The sequence below is a fragment of the Bacillota bacterium genome, assembly GCA_040754315.1.
Taxonomy (GTDB): domain Bacteria; phylum Bacillota; class Sulfobacillia; order DUSP01; family JBFMCS01; genus JBFMCS01.
Genome location: JBFMCS010000005.1, coordinates 15,885 through 32,361, shown reverse-complemented (window position 1 = coordinate 32,361; position 16,477 = coordinate 15,885). Strand labels below are relative to the sequence as shown.

15 protein-coding genes are annotated in these 16,477 nt (G+C 62.5%); 1 reads left to right on the top strand and 14 read right to left on the bottom strand.

The window, feature by feature from the left end:
• Window positions 1-128: 128 nt before the first annotated feature.
• Entirely contained in the window at window positions 129-671 is a 543-nt protein-coding gene (gene rd / locus AB1576_01140) for a rubredoxin (GenBank protein MEW6080403.1), read from the top strand.
• Window positions 672-768: 97 nt separating this feature from the next.
• Here rd and spoIVA read toward each other — a convergent pair whose 3' ends face one another.
• The 14 genes from spoIVA to AB1576_01070 form a co-directional block, all read right to left on the bottom strand.
• Window positions 769-2,247 carry a stage IV sporulation protein A gene (gene spoIVA, locus AB1576_01135; protein MEW6080402.1) on the bottom strand — a complete coding sequence of 493 codons (1,479 nt, stop codon included), beginning with the start codon at window positions 2,245-2,247 and terminating at the stop codon, window positions 769-771.
• Between the two features lie 133 nt (window positions 2,248-2,380).
• Window positions 2,381-3,403 carry an NAD(P)H-dependent glycerol-3-phosphate dehydrogenase gene (locus AB1576_01130; GenBank protein ID MEW6080401.1) on the bottom strand — a complete coding sequence of 341 codons (1,023 nt, stop codon included), beginning with the start codon at window positions 3,401-3,403 and terminating at the stop codon, window positions 2,381-2,383.
• On the bottom strand, window positions 3,400-3,996 hold the full coding sequence (plsY, locus tag AB1576_01125) for a glycerol-3-phosphate 1-O-acyltransferase PlsY (protein ID MEW6080400.1): 597 nt from the start codon (window positions 3,994-3,996) through the stop codon (window positions 3,400-3,402). The genes AB1576_01130 and plsY overlap by 4 nt, the downstream gene beginning before the upstream one ends.
• A 26-nt stretch (window positions 3,997-4,022) precedes the next feature.
• Window positions 4,023-5,336, bottom strand: a complete 1,314-nt coding sequence (gene der / locus AB1576_01120) for a ribosome biogenesis GTPase Der (protein MEW6080399.1) — start codon at window positions 5,334-5,336, stop codon at window positions 4,023-4,025.
• On the bottom strand, window positions 5,245-6,636 hold the full coding sequence (locus AB1576_01115; protein ID MEW6080398.1) for a DUF512 domain-containing protein: 1,392 nt from the start codon (window positions 6,634-6,636) through the stop codon (window positions 5,245-5,247). The genes der and AB1576_01115 overlap by 92 nt, the downstream gene beginning before the upstream one ends.
• A 17-nt stretch (window positions 6,637-6,653) precedes the next feature.
• Window positions 6,654-7,508 (bottom strand): DUF3189 family protein, encoded by an 855-nt coding sequence (locus tag AB1576_01110; GenBank protein MEW6080397.1) that lies wholly within the window; start codon window positions 7,506-7,508, stop codon window positions 6,654-6,656.
• Complete coding sequence (locus AB1576_01105) at window positions 7,505-8,635, bottom strand: stage II sporulation protein P (protein ID MEW6080396.1); 1,131 nt, start codon at window positions 8,633-8,635, stop codon at window positions 7,505-7,507. The genes AB1576_01110 and AB1576_01105 overlap by 4 nt, the downstream gene beginning before the upstream one ends.
• Entirely contained in the window at window positions 8,625-9,335 is a 711-nt protein-coding gene (locus AB1576_01100) for a DUF1614 domain-containing protein (protein MEW6080395.1), read from the bottom strand. Before AB1576_01100 ends, AB1576_01105 begins: the two co-directional genes overlap by 11 nt.
• 199 nt (window positions 9,336-9,534) lie before the next feature.
• Window positions 9,535-11,808 carry a bifunctional 4-hydroxy-3-methylbut-2-enyl diphosphate reductase/30S ribosomal protein S1 gene (locus AB1576_01095; protein MEW6080394.1) on the bottom strand — a complete coding sequence of 758 codons (2,274 nt, stop codon included), beginning with the start codon at window positions 11,806-11,808 and terminating at the stop codon, window positions 9,535-9,537.
• Window positions 11,805-12,395, bottom strand: coding sequence for a lysophospholipid acyltransferase family protein (locus tag AB1576_01090; GenBank protein ID MEW6080393.1), 591 nt, complete (start codon window positions 12,393-12,395; stop codon window positions 11,805-11,807). The genes AB1576_01095 and AB1576_01090 overlap by 4 nt, the downstream gene beginning before the upstream one ends.
• Window positions 12,385-13,071, bottom strand: a complete 687-nt coding sequence (gene cmk, locus AB1576_01085) for a (d)CMP kinase (GenBank protein MEW6080392.1) — start codon at window positions 13,069-13,071, stop codon at window positions 12,385-12,387. Before cmk ends, AB1576_01090 begins: the two co-directional genes overlap by 11 nt.
• 132 nt (window positions 13,072-13,203) lie before the next feature.
• A complete protein-coding gene (locus AB1576_01080; GenBank protein ID MEW6080391.1) occupies window positions 13,204-14,118 on the bottom strand; it encodes a radical SAM protein in 915 nt (304 codons plus the stop codon).
• Window positions 14,099-15,403 (bottom strand): ABC transporter ATP-binding protein, encoded by a 1,305-nt coding sequence (locus AB1576_01075; GenBank protein MEW6080390.1) that lies wholly within the window; start codon window positions 15,401-15,403, stop codon window positions 14,099-14,101. The genes AB1576_01080 and AB1576_01075 overlap by 20 nt, the downstream gene beginning before the upstream one ends.
• Window positions 15,404-15,421: 18 nt before the next feature.
• The gene (locus AB1576_01070; protein ID MEW6080389.1) at window positions 15,422-16,456 is read right to left on the bottom strand and encodes a nicotinate phosphoribosyltransferase; all 1,035 of its coding nucleotides are present in this window, start codon (window positions 16,454-16,456) and stop codon (window positions 15,422-15,424) included.
• Window positions 16,457-16,477 lie beyond the last annotated feature (21 nt).

The following is a 16,477-nucleotide window of genomic DNA, read 5'->3' as shown; positions in this document are numbered from 1 at the left end:
CCGCTACCTACCTGAGTCAACAGGGTAGTCAGAGTCAATTGGAGGGTGTAACAGCAGCCAGCACAAAATTGGAAAAGCCGTCATCTATTCGTGGACACTCGCCGTCAAATTAGGCCGGTACCAACACCGTGAGCCTCAACAAGATGAATCTCACCCACGAGTTCGTCACCAGCTCAAGGCTCTTCACCGTAGGCGTCCTGTCCGAGGACACACCACTGGACTTCATAGGCAGGTTTGGTTTCAAGTCCGGCCGGGAGGTGGAGAAGTTCGCGGGGGTGGATTACGGTCTTACTTCCAGCGGCAGCCCATTTACCCAGGCGAACACCCTAGCTTACATGGAGGCCAGGGTAGTGCAGGAAATGGATGCCGGCACCCACACCATCTTCCTCGGTGAGGTCACCGAGGGGCAAGTCCTCCGGGACGGGCCTCCCATGACCTATGCCTACTACCGCCAGGTCAAGCGCGGTGGCGTTCCTAAGGCTGCCCCAACCTATACCCCTCCAGGGAAGGGGCAATCCCACACCTGTTCCGTCTGCGGTTATGTCTACGACCCTGAGAAGGGGGACCCCGAGAGCGGTGTGAAGCCCGGCACCGCGTTTCAAGACCTCCCGGACGACTGGACGTGCCCGGTGTGTGGAGCCGGGAAAGACGCCTTCAGCCCGGCGGGGTAAATGGGTGCCCTTCATGCGCCAGGTGGAAGCAGGGCGGCTCAGGCCGCCCTGACGCTTGCCGTGGTACCGGCAAAGACAGCACCACATAGTTAGACAGTTAGATGATTATACAGATCAGCCCTCCACTGCCCTCGTTTACAATGCGTTCCAGGGTCTCCTGGAGCTTCACCTGGACGTTGTCGGGCATCCTGTACAGCTTGTTGTTAATGCCCTCCCGCACGAGCTCGGCCAAGGGTTTCCCGAATATGTCTGATTCCCATATCTTGCTCGGGTTGTCCTCAAACTGCTCCAGGAGGTACTCTACCAGTTCCTCACACTGCTTCTCCGTGCCCATCAGTGGCGTTATCTCAGTGTGCACGTCAGCCCTGAGGAAGTGCAAGGACGGCGCGTGGGCCTTGAGTCTGATCCCGAAACGGCTTCCCTGCCGGATCAGTTCGGGGTCCTCGAAGACCATCTCGCCCACCGCTGGCGCCACCATACCATAGCCCGCCTCCCTTGCCTCTACCAGAGCCTTGCCCATCCTGTCATACTCCCGCTTCGCCGTAGCCATTTCTGTGACGTTCCTGATAATGTCCGACCTGTTTTCGATGACGTAACCCGAGATCTCCTCGAGCACATCGAAGAACAGGTTCTCCTTGGCCGCCAGGTCCACATTTGCAAGCCCAAGCCCCATGTCCATCCGGCTCAGGCTCACCTTCTCGGAGAAATCGTATGAGGACAATCTTTCTACGGCCTTCTCTATGTCTCTTACCCGTTTGATCTGGCTAACACATTCCTGCACAGCTTGCTCCAGCCTCTGGCGGAGCCAGTGGCTGGCATCGAGCTCCTCCACCCAGTCCGGGAGCCCTATGGATACCTCCTTCACCGGGAATTCATAGAGCACCTGCTCCAGTGTCAGGTAGACATCATCCAGCTTCATCTGCAGACAATCCATGGGGATCACAGGCACGTCGTAGTCCTCTTCCATACCAGCTACCAGGCCCAGGGTTTCTGGGTCGTCGGGGAGCATGGTGTTGAGGACGATTATGAAGGGTTTGCCGATTCTCTTGAGTTCCTGCACAACCCGCCTCTCCGCCTCCACGTAGCCCTCCCGCCCTAGCTCGGTTATTGTGCCGTCCGTAGTAACCAGGACCCCTATAGTGGAGTGCTCCTTCATGACCTTTCTGGTACCCACCTCCGCGGCCTCCTGAAAGGGAACCTCCTCGTCAAACCATGGCGTCCTCACCATCCTGGGCCCGTCGCTCTCGGAGTAACCCAGGGCTCCGTCCACGGTGAAGCCGACACAGTCCACAAGCCTCACCCTGAGGGCTATGTTGTCGTTCAACATCACCTCTACTCCATCATCGGGGATGAACTTCGGTTCGGTAGTCGTGATGGTTAGGCCGGCCCCAGCCTGGGGCAGTGCGTCCTTGGCCCGCTCGCGGTCGTGGGGATCGCCTATGTTCGGGAGCACCAGAAGGTCCATGAACCTCTTGATGAAGGTAGACTTTCCAGTGCGGACAGGGCCGACGACGCCTATGTATATGTCGCCTCCCGTTCGTTCGGCTATGTCCTGGAAGACGTCGAACTCCTCCACATCTCTCTCCTCCTTCAGTGTCATGGAAGTTCGCTACATTATATGGTCAAGCTGGATCCGATATGCAGGGGGATTCAGTAAACCAATAACAAATGGGCACGGTATCCCGCGCCCACGCCCTTTGTTCCGCGCCCTAGTGTTCTGCCGGCAGGTCCTCCATCTCAGCCTTGGGGTCCCGGGTCATCAGGTCCTGGAGGACGCTGGCGGGGTCCGCGTCCTGAAAGAGGATGGCATAGACCCCCTGCACAATGGGCATCTCCACCCCGTGCCGCCGGGCTAGGCTAGATGCAGCCCTGGTAGTCTCAACGCCCTCCACTACCATGCGGCTGTTCTCCAGGATGTCCCTGAGCCTCCGTCCCTTGCCCAGTTCCATCCCGCACTGGCGATTCCGGCTCAGGTTTCCAGTGGCCGTCAGGACGAGATCACCCATGCCGGAGAGGCCCGAGAAGGTCGAAGGCCTGGCACCCAGGGCAAGTCCCAAGCGCACGAGCTCTGACAGGGCCCTGGTCATGAAGGCCGCCCGGGTATTGTGTCCCAGCCCCATGCCGTCAATGAGGCCGGCGCCGATGGCGTAGATGTTCTTCAGCGCCCCCCCTATCTCCACCCCGACGATATCGGTGTTGGTGTACACCCTGAAGTGAGGAGCCATGAGGGACCTCTGGAAGGTCCGTGCCACCTCGAGGTCCGGGGAGGCAACAACGGTGGCCGTGGGCACCTGGCGGGCTACCTCTTCCGCGAAGTTCGGTCCCGAGATGGCGGCCACGCCGGCAACCAAGCCCTGGAGCTCCTCGGATAGCACCTCGCTCATTCTCATGAGTGTGGGCACCTCGATGCCCTTGCTGGCGGTGAGAACAAGTGTACCTGGGGACATGCAGGAGAGTGCCATCCGGCCAACGACACGTAGGTGCTGGGAAGGCACGGCAACGATGACGTGGGACCGGCCCTCAAGGGCGATGCCTAGATCGGCGGTGGCAAGTAGTTGCTCTGGCAGGTGGATGCCGGGAAGGTAGTGAACGTTTTGCCGGGAAATGTCAATGTCCCGGGCCAGTTCTGGCCTGCGGGCCCAGAGTCTTACAGGCAAGCCGCTCATCGCTAAGAGGCACGCCAAGGCTGTGCCCCAGGACCCGGCACCTAGGACTGCCCATTCCCCCTTCACCGGCGTTTCCTTCCCAGGCGCAGCTCCTGGCCGGAAATGAGCCGCGATATGTTTTGGCGGTGCTTGTAGACAATAAAGGCTGTGGCCGCAACAACTGCCACCCGGTGGGCTATGGGGTGCTGCAGTAGGAAGACCGATATGACGGCCATCGCAGTGCCCACCAGTGTACCCAGGGAGCTGTAACGGGTGGTCGCCAGCACCAGGGCGTAAGAGCCTGCCGCCAGGGCCATGACCCTGGGCGTAAGGAACAGGAGGACACCAGCCCCGGTTGCTGCGCCCTTGCCGCCCCGGAACCGGAGGAACACCGAGTAGACGTGACCCACCAGCGCGGCCATGCCTGAGACTACGCTCCCCCAGTCAGGTGATATTCCGGAGTAGTAGCAGCCCAGGGCTGCGGCTCCCACGCCTTTCGCCATGTCCAGGGCAAGAACTAGGATGGCCAGTCCAGGGCCTACCGCCCTGAACACGTTGGTGGCTCCCGTGCTGCCGCTGCCCATGGCAGTAAGGTCAACACCCCTGGCCCTGCCTACCAGGTAGCCCACGGGGATGGCTCCAACGAAATAGGATAGGATGATGACAATCAGAAGGCTCAAGGCTATCCCCCTTTCCTAGGGCATTCTCACCGTTTCCGGCTCTTCGGCACGAACCTCAGCGGGGTCCCGGCAAAGCCGAACTCCGCCCTCAGTCTCCCCTCAAGGTACCTCAGGTAGGTCTCCTTCACCTCGCCAGGGTCGTTGCAGAACAGGAGGAACGTGGGTGGCCTGACCCCGGCCTGGACCGTGTAGTAAAGCCGGAAGGGGCGACCGGGCCTGGATGTCCTGGACGGGAAGACCTGTGTGGCACCTTCCAGCACCCTGTTCAGGGCAGGGGTCGGGACCTCCTTGGAGGCCTCAGCGTAAACACTGGATATGAGTCCCGGGAGCCGGTCAACCCGCCTCCCTGTCAGGGCTGAGGTGAACACCACGGGCGCGTAGTCCACGAAGTAGAGGGTCTGGCGGATCCGCTCCTCCACACGCAAGGCTGTACTGGCATCCTTCTCCACGGCATCCCACTTGTTCACCACGATCACCAAGGCCTTGCCAGATTCCTTAGCCTGTCCCGCTATCTTCCGCTCCTGGTCCGCGACGCTCTCCAGGGCGTCCAGCACCAAGAGCACCACGTCGGACCGCCCCATGGCCCTTATGGACCGTATAATCGAGTAGCGTTCTACGGGTTCCTTCACCCGGGTGCGGCGCCTCATGCCCGCAGTGTCTGTGAACACGAACCTTCCTTCTTCTGATTCCCATATGGTGTCCACAGCGTCCCGGGTTGTGCCAGGCGCCTCATGGACTATGGAACGCTCCTGGCCCACCAAGGCATTGAGGAGCGAGGACTTCCCCACATTGGGCCGGCCTACCAGGGCGACCCTTATAGCCTCCAGGTTCTCCTCGGGCTGAGCAGGGGGCAGGCCCTCCACTATGTGGTCAAGGAGGTCCCCTATGCCCAGGCCGTGCTGGGCAGAGACCTCCAGAGGATCCCCAAGCCCCAGGGAGTAGAATTCCAGGGCAGCGGCCCTAGCCCTGTCGCCCTCCGTCTTATTGGCCACTACAATTACCCTCTTGTGGCTCTCCCGTAGCATCTGGGCCACTTCCCTGTCACCGGGGCTGGGGCCCATCCTGGTGTCCACCACGAAGAGGACCACGTCGGCCTCAGCGATGGCGACCTCAGCCTGACGGGTCACCTCAGCCTCTATGCCATCCTCGGCGGCAGGGAGTATGCCCCCGGTGTCCACCAGGGTGAACCGGTGCCCGCACCATTCCGCAGGCTGGTAGATCCGGTCCCGGGTGACGCCCGGGATGCTCTCAACTATGGCCCTGGATCTCTGGCATATCCTGTTGAACAGCGTGGACTTGCCTACGTTTGGCCGTCCCACGATGGCGACGAGCGCCTCCAAGCCTGCCACCTCCACATAGTGCGTTGATCAGGCCACGGCCAGTGGGGTCAACGATCTCCACTGGGGAGCCCAATCGCCTCTCGAGCTCCTCCGGGGTCATGCCATCCAGGAACAGGTCCCCCTGGCTTCTCAGGGCCACCGACGGCACCAGCACACGGCCACTGCCCTTTCGGCTGTGCAGGGCTTGCAGGATGTCCCCGCCTCCCAGGAGCCCTGCCACCGTCACCCCTTCTCCGAAGAGGCTGTTCCTGGCGACTACTATCTCAACTTTTCCACTCTGGGAACCGCACAGGGCCTTCACTGCCCCTCGCAGGATGCCCTCCGCGCCCACACCGGTCAGCAGCGTGCATTCCCTGGCATTGGCTGGAGGAACGAGCCCATGCCGCCGGACGGGCTTGAGAAAACGCGAGGCGAGCCCGATACCGTTCTCCAGCTGGGGGTAGTCCGCATAGGTGTATGCAGGAGGGAAGTCAAGTCCCGCCCTTATGTAGACCTCATCAGCCAGGAAGACGAAGGGATACCCGATAACCTCGTGAAACTCTTCCTGAACCCCGCGTCCCCATGCGGCCAGGCGGGCGGCCTCATCCTGGGTAAGGGAACGGAGCCCCCTGGGAAGGTTCCTCCCCAGGCCCACCGGCACTATTCCGGCACTGGCGAGGCCCGGGTGGAGGGAGGCCAGGTCCCTGACGGTCTTCTCAAGTCCAGCCCCGTCATTCACGCCCGGGACGAGCACTACCTGGGCATGCACCCGGATCCCCCGTGAGACCAAATCCGAAAGGTCCTCCATGATCCGGGCAGCCCTGGGATTGCCCATCATCCTGGCCCGTACCTCGGGTGCCGTAGAGTGGACCGAGACGTACAGCGGGCTCAGGCCCTGCCTGGCTATGCGTTCCAGGTCTCCTGGCTCCATGTTGGTGAGGCTGATGAAGTTGCCATGAAGAAATGACAGCCTGTAGTCGTCATCCTTCACGTAGAGGTCGTCCCTGAGGCCCCGGGGCAGCATGTCCACGAAACAGAAGAGGCAGCGATTGCAGCAGCGCCTGACACCATCGAAGAGCGGCTCGTCAAACTCGATGCCGAGAGCCTCGTCTGCATCCTTCTCTATATCGAAGAGCACTTCCTCCCCGGATGGCTTCAGCACGTGGAGTTCCAAGTGCTCGGCGCAGGTCATGTAGTGCAGGTCAATGGCATCCTGGGGCTCAGAACCGTTGACCGCTAGCACCCTGTCCCCCGGCCTAAGCGCAAGATCCCAGCCTAAGCCGCCCCGGGAAACCGCGGCAACTATGCCCCCATTACCCACGAACCCACCCCTTCTCCTCAAGACCCGCCGCTTGTCTTTGCTATGTTCGCCAGTTCTCGGGGAGTTCCTTCTCCTTGCGCTTCTAGAGCCCTTCTTGCCTGGGTCGCCGCCCGCCTCCATCCCGTTCCCAGCCTTATGAGCGCCACGTCCCAGTCGGTGAAGGGGGGGCTTGACCTGACCCTTAGGCCCTCCTCGGAGAGCCAGGATTCCACCGACCTTACCTCCAGGATACCGGGCAGGGTTGCAGCGTGCACCAGGTTTCCCGCCGCGTCTAGACCCACGCGCGCGAGCCACGGGTGAAGCTGCACAGGGTCAACTACGCCGTTCAGGTGAGACCTGGCTGCCGCCTGGGAGACGGCGACCCGGGAGGATACGTAGAACACGCATCGAGGCAGCCCGGGCAGGTCGCGACCTTGGCTTCCTTGCAAGGCCTCGCGCCTGCACTTGGCCACCAGCCTAGCCAGGACTGGCAGCGCCATCCCAGCCCCCCGCACCAGGAAGCGGCCTCCCAGCCTGGCAGCGCCAAGCCTGCGGGACAGGTACCCGCCCAGCCTCAGGGAAGGGCCCACGGCCATGCTGGTGCTGGCAAAGAGCCAGTCACCCACGCCCCAGGCAGTGCCGAAGGCCCTAAGTGCCTCGATGATGGAGGCTGCCCTCCGTCGCCTTCCCACAAAGAATACGCGGTTTCCCCGGTCATCCAATCCCATGAGACGAAGCCGCCCTGCGTCAATAGGGGTTGCCTTGTCAAAGAAGGGCAGCGCCCCGAGTTCTTCACCGCTTGGCGCTGCTCCCTCTTGTACCAAACCCAGGTGCAGGGCGGCGCCCAGCACTGACGAGTGGGTTCCGCCGTAGCAGTGGTAGACCACCCTCATGAATCGTTGTCTTGGCCTCCCCCTTGGGTGTCACCGGGTCCACCGTCACGGGGGCGCTTGCCCAGGAAGCTGGTGAACTCCTCCGTGACCATTCTCTTCATCTTGGCTAGAGCCTCCTTGAGGCTACCCGTGGAGATCAAGAGGTAACTAGCGCCCCCCAGGACCACCGCCAGCAGGATCCCGCCGATGACACCAATCCCGCTTCTGCCCTGGGCACCTGCCCCCGGGGCATCTGCCCCCAGGAGGCTCGGCACGATACCGGCCAGGGCAGTGATGCCCCGTTCTGCCTCTTCCCGGGTGTTCTCGAAGGAACCCACCTCCAAAAGGAGGCTTCTTGGGTGAAGGTCCTGGTTAAACTTCCCGGCGGCGACCAGGATCCCCCTCATGAGACCAGGAGTCTCCTCATCCGCCCGGGCCTTGACTCGCTTGGCGAAGGCCATGTTGGACTGGAGCTGAGGGTTCTGGCGACCAAGGACTATCAGGATCTGGGCTACCTCCTTACCTCCCACCCGGCCCAGGTAAACCTCCCTCGGGGGGGTATCCCTGTGAACGTCGAAGATGGCAGCGGGCCTCAGGTTGTTCAGCCTCATGGCGGTCCTCCTAGATCGCTCGTATGCCCCAGCGTCGTGAGGGTCGTGGGGGGTTCGGTCATGTTCTGTCGCCAGCCCCTCGTCCTCCAGCGCCTGGCTGAACCGCGCTCCAACCTTCAGGACGCCGCCCTTCCCGCGTATACTGGGGGAACCGTCGGTGGGTTGGTAGGACTCGTCCGAGTGGGTGTGGTATATGCCCACGGTGGGCTTTCCCTCGCCCTGAACCTGTATGGACCTGACCAGTCCCAGGAAGCTGTCCCACATGCCCGTAACCTTAGGCTCCATGGCTGCCTCTCCACGGCTTACAAGCCGTGCCTCATCACCAACTACCTCTATAACCTCATACTCCCGGTTCTCGGGGCAGATGAAGCGGTCGCCGACCTTTATAGCGATGCCCGTCTTGAAGACCTCCGTCTTGTCCTCCGCCACCAAGGTAAAGTAGCCCAGGTCCCCACGTTCCTCATGGGCGAAGGCCCCTTGAGGGAGAAGGGAAAGCATCACCGCCGCAAGGACGGATGCTGTGAGCCTACTGTTCACTTTCTTCACCCCCGCCTTCTGAGGCTTGCCCCTCAGCCCCGGCTTCATCCACTAGCAGGCTAGCCACCTCGGTGCCTCCTGCCTTGGACTCTCTGTGCACCCGTTCCAGGATCTCCCCGACGATCTCGGCCAGGCCCACAGCTATGACACCAGCCAGGATTACCGTGTCGAAGCCCCCCGCTCCCCCCACCCAGGTGCGGGAGGGCGCCCCCGCTCCCCTGGACTCAATGAAGTGGAGTACATCGCCAAGGATGATCCCCATGGTGCCTCCGATGAAGGCAGACCGCCGGGAGCGCCCCGTGAGGTAGCCTACGGTCCCCGCGATGAGGGCGAACACGAAGACTGGGTCCAGGATGGTCCCGGGCTGTTCAGGACCCGCCGGGAGCAACCGGGACGCGGCATAGATGGCGATACCCGACACCAGGGCGGCGAATACACCCCTTTGTCTCTCACGGGTCTCGTCCGCTGTGACCAGGAGGTACACAACTATGCCAATGGGCACCAGGGCCCCTCCCACGTTCACCAGGAACTCGTTGGGGGGTCCCGCTAGCCTGATGTTGGCTATGCTGCCCACCACAATGGCCAGGATGACGGCAAGCGCACCCTTGTCACTGAGCCTCATGCGGTCAAGTGCCCTGTGGAGCAGGCCGAAGTATACCAGGATGGCCACGATGATCAGGGCTATCAGTCCTACCGGCATGTGATCCCATTCCCCTTTCCCGTGTTTCCTCTAGTGTTTGGTGCCGGCAGGACCCTTATGCGAGAGGGCACGAAGCGGTTTCCACAGGGCTGGCCAGTATATCAGGATGCCCCGGGCATTTCGCCTTCAGAAAAGATGGGCGAGGGGATGGGCACCGGGCCCTCCCCTCGCCGGTTGTTTCTACGACCAGACCAGTCCCTTACTCTCCCTCTTTCTTAGCCTCGTGCCCGTCCTCACTCAAGCCGCCATCGGGTTCGGAGAAGGGCTCCTCCGGGGTCTCCTCTTCCACCTTGGCCTCTGCCTTCTCACGGGCCTCGGCCTCTGCCTTCCTCTCCTCCAGGAGATTGCCGAAGACATCCCCCAGGGTCACGGCGCCGGGGTTCTTGTCCCCCATATAGCGCTTCATGACATCCCGCTCGCCTTCCTGCTCGGCTTCCTTGACGCTGAGGCTGATACGGCGGTCTTGCTGCCTGACCCTGAGTATCTTCACCTTGACCTCTTCCCCTGCGCTCAGGACCTCCTCGGGCTTCTCCACCCTGCGGTCCGCCAGTTCCGAGATATGAACGAGTCCCTCCACACCTGGCTCCAACTGGACAAAGGCACCGAAGGGCGCAAGCCGCGTGACCTTCCCGGTGACTACCGCTCCCGCCTGGTACCTCTCCCCCACCTTGTTCCAGGGATCCGGGAGTATCTGCTTCAGTCCCAGGGAGATCTTGCCCTTCTCGTGGTCTACCCTGAGCACCTTGACGTCTATCTCTTCGCCTTCCTTCAGCACCTGAGACGGGTGGTCTACCCTACCCCAGGAGAGCTCAGACACATGCAAAAGGCCGTCCACACCACCCACGTCCACAAAGGCGCCGAAGTCAGTGATCCCCTTGACTACGCCGTGGCGCACCTCACCCTCGTGTATGGTGGACCAGGTGAGCTGGCGCAGGGCCTCTGCCTCCTCCTCCAGTACCTGGCGCCGGGAAAGAATGGCCCTCTCTTTGTTGCGGTCTAGCTCCAGCACCTTCAGTGTGAGGGTCCGCCCAACGTACACCGAAAGGTCGCTAACGTAGCCCCTCTCCACCTGGGAGGCCGGCACAAAGGCCTTGAGTCCCACATCCATCATGAGCCCGCCCTTGACCTCCTGGATAACCTCACCCTCCACGTTACCCCGTTCCTCCATGGCCTTCTGGAGGTGTTCCCAGGCGATCTCCTCGTCCGCCAGTCGCTTGGACAGGTGAAGTGTGCCATCCTGGTCGTCGACGGACTTGACAACAACATCTATCTCTTGACCCTCACTCACAACCTCCTGTGGCGACTGGACATACCGCACGGCAAGGTCTTGAATGGCTATGATCCCCTCGGTCTTGTATCCCACATCCACCAGGACGCCCTCAGGGGAAACCCTGACCACCTTACCCTTGACCCGGTCTCCGGGCGACAGCGCCTTCAGGGTCTCCTCGTACACCTCTTCCTGTGCCTCAGGGGGTTCCACTGGGGTGTCGCCGCCTGCCGGAGGTGCCTCTGGGGGGAGGGGAGCCTCCTCTTGTGAAACCCCCTGGGTCTCACAGGGACTGGCGGGCTTGGCCCCCTCCTGGCCGGGTTCCCCGGGGGTGGGCTCTGCCCTTTCCTCTGTGCCCTCCTCGCTTTCCATCGGCTTAAGCTCTTCCATCCTGCTTATGACCTCCTTTATGATCCACTCGGGCGTGGACGCTCCGGCGGCTACGCCTGCGCTAGTCTTGCCCCGGAACCAGCCCTCCTCTATCTCATCGGCGGTCTGGATGTGATGGACCTCAGTCCCCTCGTCCTCGACCACCGTTACTAACCTCCGTGTATTGGCGCTATCGCGCCCACCCACCACCAGCACTATGTCAACACCCCTGGCCATCCTCCTGGTGGCCTCTTGCCTCATGTGGGTTGCGGAACACAGGGTGTCGGTGACCACCAGGTCCCTGACCTTGCCAGCGATCACCCGCACGGTCTCCTCCAGGTCTCCCGGGCAGAGGGTTGTCTGGGCTATGACACCAACCCTCTCGGCTTCCGGAAGCCCTGCAGCCTCTTCGGGGCTTTCCACCACCCGGGCATCGCCCCCGGCCCAAGCCACCAGGGCCCGGACCTCCGGGTGCTCCCTCTCTCCCACTATGACGATATCACGCCCGTCGGCCTTGAGCCGCTGGGCCGCCCGCTGGGCCCGGGCCACGTAGGGACACGTGGCGTCTATGACCTGGAGACCTGCCGTCTGAGCCTGCCTGAAGGTCTCCGGGCACACGCCATGGGCCCTGAACAGAACAGCTCCCCCAGGTACCTCCCCCATGTGTCTCACCGTCCGGACCCCTTGCTTCTGGAGCCTGTCCACCTCGGAGGCGTTGTGGATGAGGGGTCCCAGGGACCATACAACCCCGCCGTCCCTGCAGGCCTCCTCGGCCATGGCCACAGCCCGCCGCACCCCCGGGCAGAAACCTGCCATATCTGCTACAACAACCCTCACGAGGCTTCCCCCCGGGGCCTCGCAGTGCTGTCGCCCTCCTCCAGGAGGGAAGCGATGGCGTCCATCATGAGGGCCGAGCCAGTCTCATAGTCCCGGTCCTTCAGGTGGAAGGGAAAGCCCACCCTTACCCTGACCCTGCGCCCCAGCCTGTATGGGCCCCGGATACCCACGGGGACAAGGGGCGCGTTGCTCCTGGCCCCGAGGAGAGCCGCCCCTGGCTCTGCCTTGCGCAGTACCATGGCCTTGCTCCGGGTTCCCTCAGGAAACAGGCCCAGGATGCCTCCCTCTTCCAGCACCTGGAGGGCCCTGCGTATTGCCTTGCGGTCAGGTGTCCCGCGCTTCACCGGAAAGGCGTTGATGGCCGGGAGGATGAGGCCCAGGGGTCCCTTGAAGAGCTCTTCCTTGGCCATGAAGTGCACAGGCTTGTCCAAGAGGCACCCGATTATCACGGGGTCCCACCAGCTGATGTGGTTCGAGCACAGGATTAGCGGCCCCGAGGCGGGTACCAGTTCACGGCCGCGGATATCTGGCCAGTAGAACGCGAAGAGAAACACCTTTAGGATGCCGCGGCACAATCTATACCACATGGGAAAGGGCCTCCCTGGACCGGGCAAGCACCAGGTGCAGCACTTCCTCCACCCCGAGGTTTGTGGTGTCAACCAGGACAGCGCCAGGTGCCTGGCGCAAGGGCGCCAGGGCCCGGCCCGAGTCTATCTGGTCCCTCTGGGCCATCTCGCTGGAAACCTCCTCCAGCGACAAGTCAAACCCCTTCTCGTTGAGTTCCTTGTGCCTCCTGCGGACCCTCTCGGCGAAATCCGCCGTAAGAAAAAACTTAACGTCGGCCTCCGGCGCGACATAGGTGCCTATGTCACGCCCGTCCAGCACGACGCCGCCCTTCAGTGCGATCTCCCGCTGGAGGCGGGCCATTTGCCTCCTCACGGCCGGGTGCATTGCCACTTGAGACACCCACCGGTTGACGCTGGGGCTCCTGATATCCTGGGAAACCTCCCGGCCGTCAAGCCATATTTCCGCCTGGCCCGCCAGCCCTGGACGAAATTCTACCTTGGTGCACTCCAGGAGTCCAGCCATGTCCCCTTCATCCGTGAAGTCTCTTCCCTCTTCCAGGGCCTTCAGGGTCAGCGCCCTGTACATGGCTCCCGTATCCACGTACACCAAGTCCAGTTCCTTTGCCAGAAGCCTCGCTATTGTGCTCTTGCCAGCCCCCGCAGGCCCATCGATGGCTATCACGGGTCCTTTAGTCATTGGCCGTCGCGCTCTCTTTCCCAGGTCCGCCCTAACCGGACTTGCACTTTACCTGTTCCTAGTCCCATTCGACATTGCCTGAGTATTTCCTTTTATCCATGGCCAAGTCTGCCTCGTCCCTCCAGGTACCGCCTAGCCAGTTGCACTGTTGTGGGCAGGGCCTCTCAGAGAAAGCCTCTTGGCCGCCTCCATGGCTTCCCGGATCTCCCCCGGACTGGGCCTCCGGTCCAGGGGAGGCCGCTCCTTGGCCCGGTATGCAGGGCGATACTGGTCCATGACATTGACAAAGGTGCCAGGGGACACCTCCCTGGCAAGGTACTCCAGGATGCTGGCGGTTCCGGCTAGGTTCCCCGGGAGCACCAGGTGCCGCACAAGGAGGCCCCTCTTGGCCAGGCCCTCCTTGACTTCCAGGTCCCCTACCTGCCTGTGCATCTCCTTTAGAGCCCGCCTGGCCACCTCAGGGTAGTCCCGGATCCCGGAGAGCTCCTGGGCTATACCGGGATCCCAGTACTTGAAGTCAGGCATGTAGATGTCGAACACACCCTCAAGGATGCGCAAGGTCTCATGTTTTTCGTATCCCCCGGAGTTGTACACCAAGGGAAGCCTGAAGCCTTCCTGAGCTGCCAGGACCAGTGCCTCTATGATCTGGGGCACCACATGGGTCGGTGTCACGAAGTTCACGTTGTGTGCCCCTCCCGCCTGCAGGGCCAGCATCACCATGGCCAGTTCCCGGGCCTTCACGGGCCGGCTGTCCTGCCCGTGACTGATCTCATAGTTCTGGCAGTAGATGCACCTGAGGTTACATCTGCCCAAAAATACCGTACCTGAACCCCCCCGGCCCACGAGAACCTCCTCTTCGCCGTGGTGAGGGCCATAGCTGCAAAGCGGTGCATTGCCTCCAGTGCGGCAAAAACCCGTTTCACCCCGGAGACGATTGACACCGCACTCGTGAGGGCATAGCCGGCAATCCTCAAGCCCTGCCTGGAGTCTAGCCGCCAGGCGAGAGAGACTCCCCGTCTGCAGAAGCCTAAGGTAGGAAGGGTCCATCCACGTTCCCCTCCTTCTTCCCCTGGGCCATGCATACCGCGGCCCTGCGGGCTGCCTCGTCATCAGGCACCGTCACCATGCCACAGCCCTCCAGGTGCTGGAACAGCCGGGTGGCGGCGCCGTCAGTGTAGTCTCGCTCCCTGGTGGGCCCCCGAGCCACAGCCATCACGGGAACACCTTGGTCCCTGGCCTTTGCCGCTGCTTCCAGGTTCGGAAGGTTGCCGGGGCCGAAGGGGACCGCCCCTATGATCACCAGGTCTGCCTGGAGCATGAGCCTGCCGGCCTCGGCCGCCTCCGCGATGGACACGGGAGAGAAGGGCGCCGCCTCAACCACTGGAAGTCCCAGGTCCATGGCCTTCTGCCAGTCCGCGTCCCCCTTGTTGAGTGCCCCACTGGTAACCTTGAACCCCTCCAGGGAGAGCCTCTCAAGGAGTGCCGAGGCCATGCCCCCGCCGCCGATGACGTGAACCCGGAAGTTGAACTTAGCCCGGGGTTGCCTGCCTCGCGACAGCAGGATGACGTGGGGTGTCCCCTCAACCGGATGCCGTGTGAGCAGCACCTCGCTGCCATATACCTGGCGTATGCTGCCGGCGGTCATGACCTCATCTGGCGTGCCCAGCGCGTGGATCTTGCCCCGGGAGAGCAGGAGCAGGCAAGTACAGTACCGTGCGGCGAGGTTGAGGTCATGGAACACAGATATCAGGGTGAGACCCTTTTCACGGTTAAGGCCCTCCAGGAGGTCCAGTATCTCAACCTGGTGCCCGATGTCCAGGTGGGATGTGGGCTCGTCCAGGAGCAGGATCTCCGGGTCCTGGGCCAGAGCCCGGGCAATCAGGACGCGCTGGCGCTCACCCCCGCTCAGCTCCGTCACGGCCCTTCTGGCTAGGTGCCTGGTCGCTGTGAGCCTCATGGCCTCGCACGCCTTGTCCACATCCCGGTCAGACTCCCTTTCGAAGCGGCCTAGGTGCGGCAACCTGCCCATAAGCACCACCTCAAGGGCGGTAAACTCGAAGTCCACACGGGATTCTTGCCCAACCACGGCCAGCCTGCGGGCGACCTCGCGGGGAGGGAGGGTGTACAGGTCCCTCTCACTCAACACAACCTGGCCCATGTGGGGGGGCAACACCCTGCTCATTGCCTTGAGCAGGGTTGACTTCCCTGACCCGTTAGGGCCAATGATCCCCAGTTTCTCGCCCCGGGACACCTCGAAGGATACGCCCTCAAGGGCAGGTGTGCTTCCGTAGGTGCATGTGACTCCCATGATGCTTATGAGGGCCTTGGGCATCCTCCGGTCTCCCTTCGACTACAGTCGCCGGCGTAGCCTTGAGGGAGGCCGGAGGCCCGGAATGCGTCCTCGCTTGGCCACGGGCTTGCCATTGATCTCCTTCAGGTCCAGGGTCATGTCTATGGGCTTGGCACCTGAGATGTAGCTGCCCACCCCAAAGGCATCAGCTCCTGCCCTTCCCAGGGCATTAATTCGTTCGGGGTTAAGCCCTCCAGATACGAAAACCTTGACATGGAAGAAGCCCTCGCCGTCGAGACGGGCCCTGACCTCGGCCACCAGTGCCTCAGTGACACCGCCCCTCTCCCCTGGGGTGTCCAGGCGCACCCCCTCGAGGTGGCGCCCCAGGGCCCGGGCCACCCTGAGTGTCTCCTCGGCCTCGTCCTTGAAGGTATCCACGAGTATGATCCTGGGGGATGATTCCGGCATAATCTCGTGATAGGCCTGGGCCACCCTCACTGTGTCCCCGGCTATGAGAATGGCCGCGTGGGGGATGGTCCCTGTGGGTTGCAGGCCGGCCAGCCTGGCCCCCAGGACGCAGCTGGCACCAGTGGCCCCCCCGAGAACCGCAGCCCGCTCCATGACGGGGGCTACCGCCGGGTGCACGTGCCTGGCTCCAAAGCAGATGAAGGGCTTCCCCTTGGCTGCATTGCGACACTCCCGGGCCGCAGTGGCCCAGGCGCTGGAACTGGCGAGGATCCCCAGGATGGCCGTCTCGTAGAAGCCGAAGGCGCCGTAGGGCCCCCGCACCTGCATGATGGGTTCCTTGGGCCCGAACTCCTCCCCCTCGTCCAGGGCCCAGACCTCGCAGGCGTGTCCCTCCAGGAGGTTAAGGCACTCCTGGATGCCACAGCAAGTGCCCGATCCCGAGGTGAAGACCTCTGCGGCTACTGGTGTATCCAGAAGTCCTAGATGGTCTAGGAGGTCGTAGGTCTTCATGAAGTAAACGTCTGTGGTTTCTCCGTCAATGATCTCCTCGTGCGTGGCTGAGAACAGCCGCCGGTCTGGACGGATCTCCAGTTCCCCGGCCTCCTTCAAGCTTCGCAAGGCTGCCAAGTCACCCCTCTTTCAGTCGCG

Bases quoted from the DNA above. Each gene is read 5' to 3' on its own strand.
- AB1576_01110 (MEW6080397.1), bottom strand. From the start codon at position 7,508: ATGAGGGTGGTCTACCACTGCTACGGCGGAACCCACTCGTCAGTGCTG.
- AB1576_01100 (MEW6080395.1), bottom strand. From the start codon at position 9,335: ATGCCGGTAGGACTGATAGCCCTGATCATCGTGGCCATCCTGGTATAC.
- AB1576_01090 (MEW6080393.1), bottom strand. From the start codon at position 12,395: ATGTGGTATAGATTGTGCCGCGGCATCCTAAAGGTGTTTCTCTTCGCG.
- cmk (MEW6080392.1), bottom strand. From the start codon at position 13,071: ATGACTAAAGGACCCGTGATAGCCATCGATGGGCCTGCGGGGGCTGGC.
- AB1576_01080 (MEW6080391.1), bottom strand. From the start codon at position 14,118: ATGGACCCTTCCTACCTTAGGCTTCTGCAGACGGGGAGTCTCTCTCGC.
- AB1576_01075 (MEW6080390.1), bottom strand. From the start codon at position 15,403: ATGCCCAAGGCCCTCATAAGCATCATGGGAGTCACATGCACCTACGGA.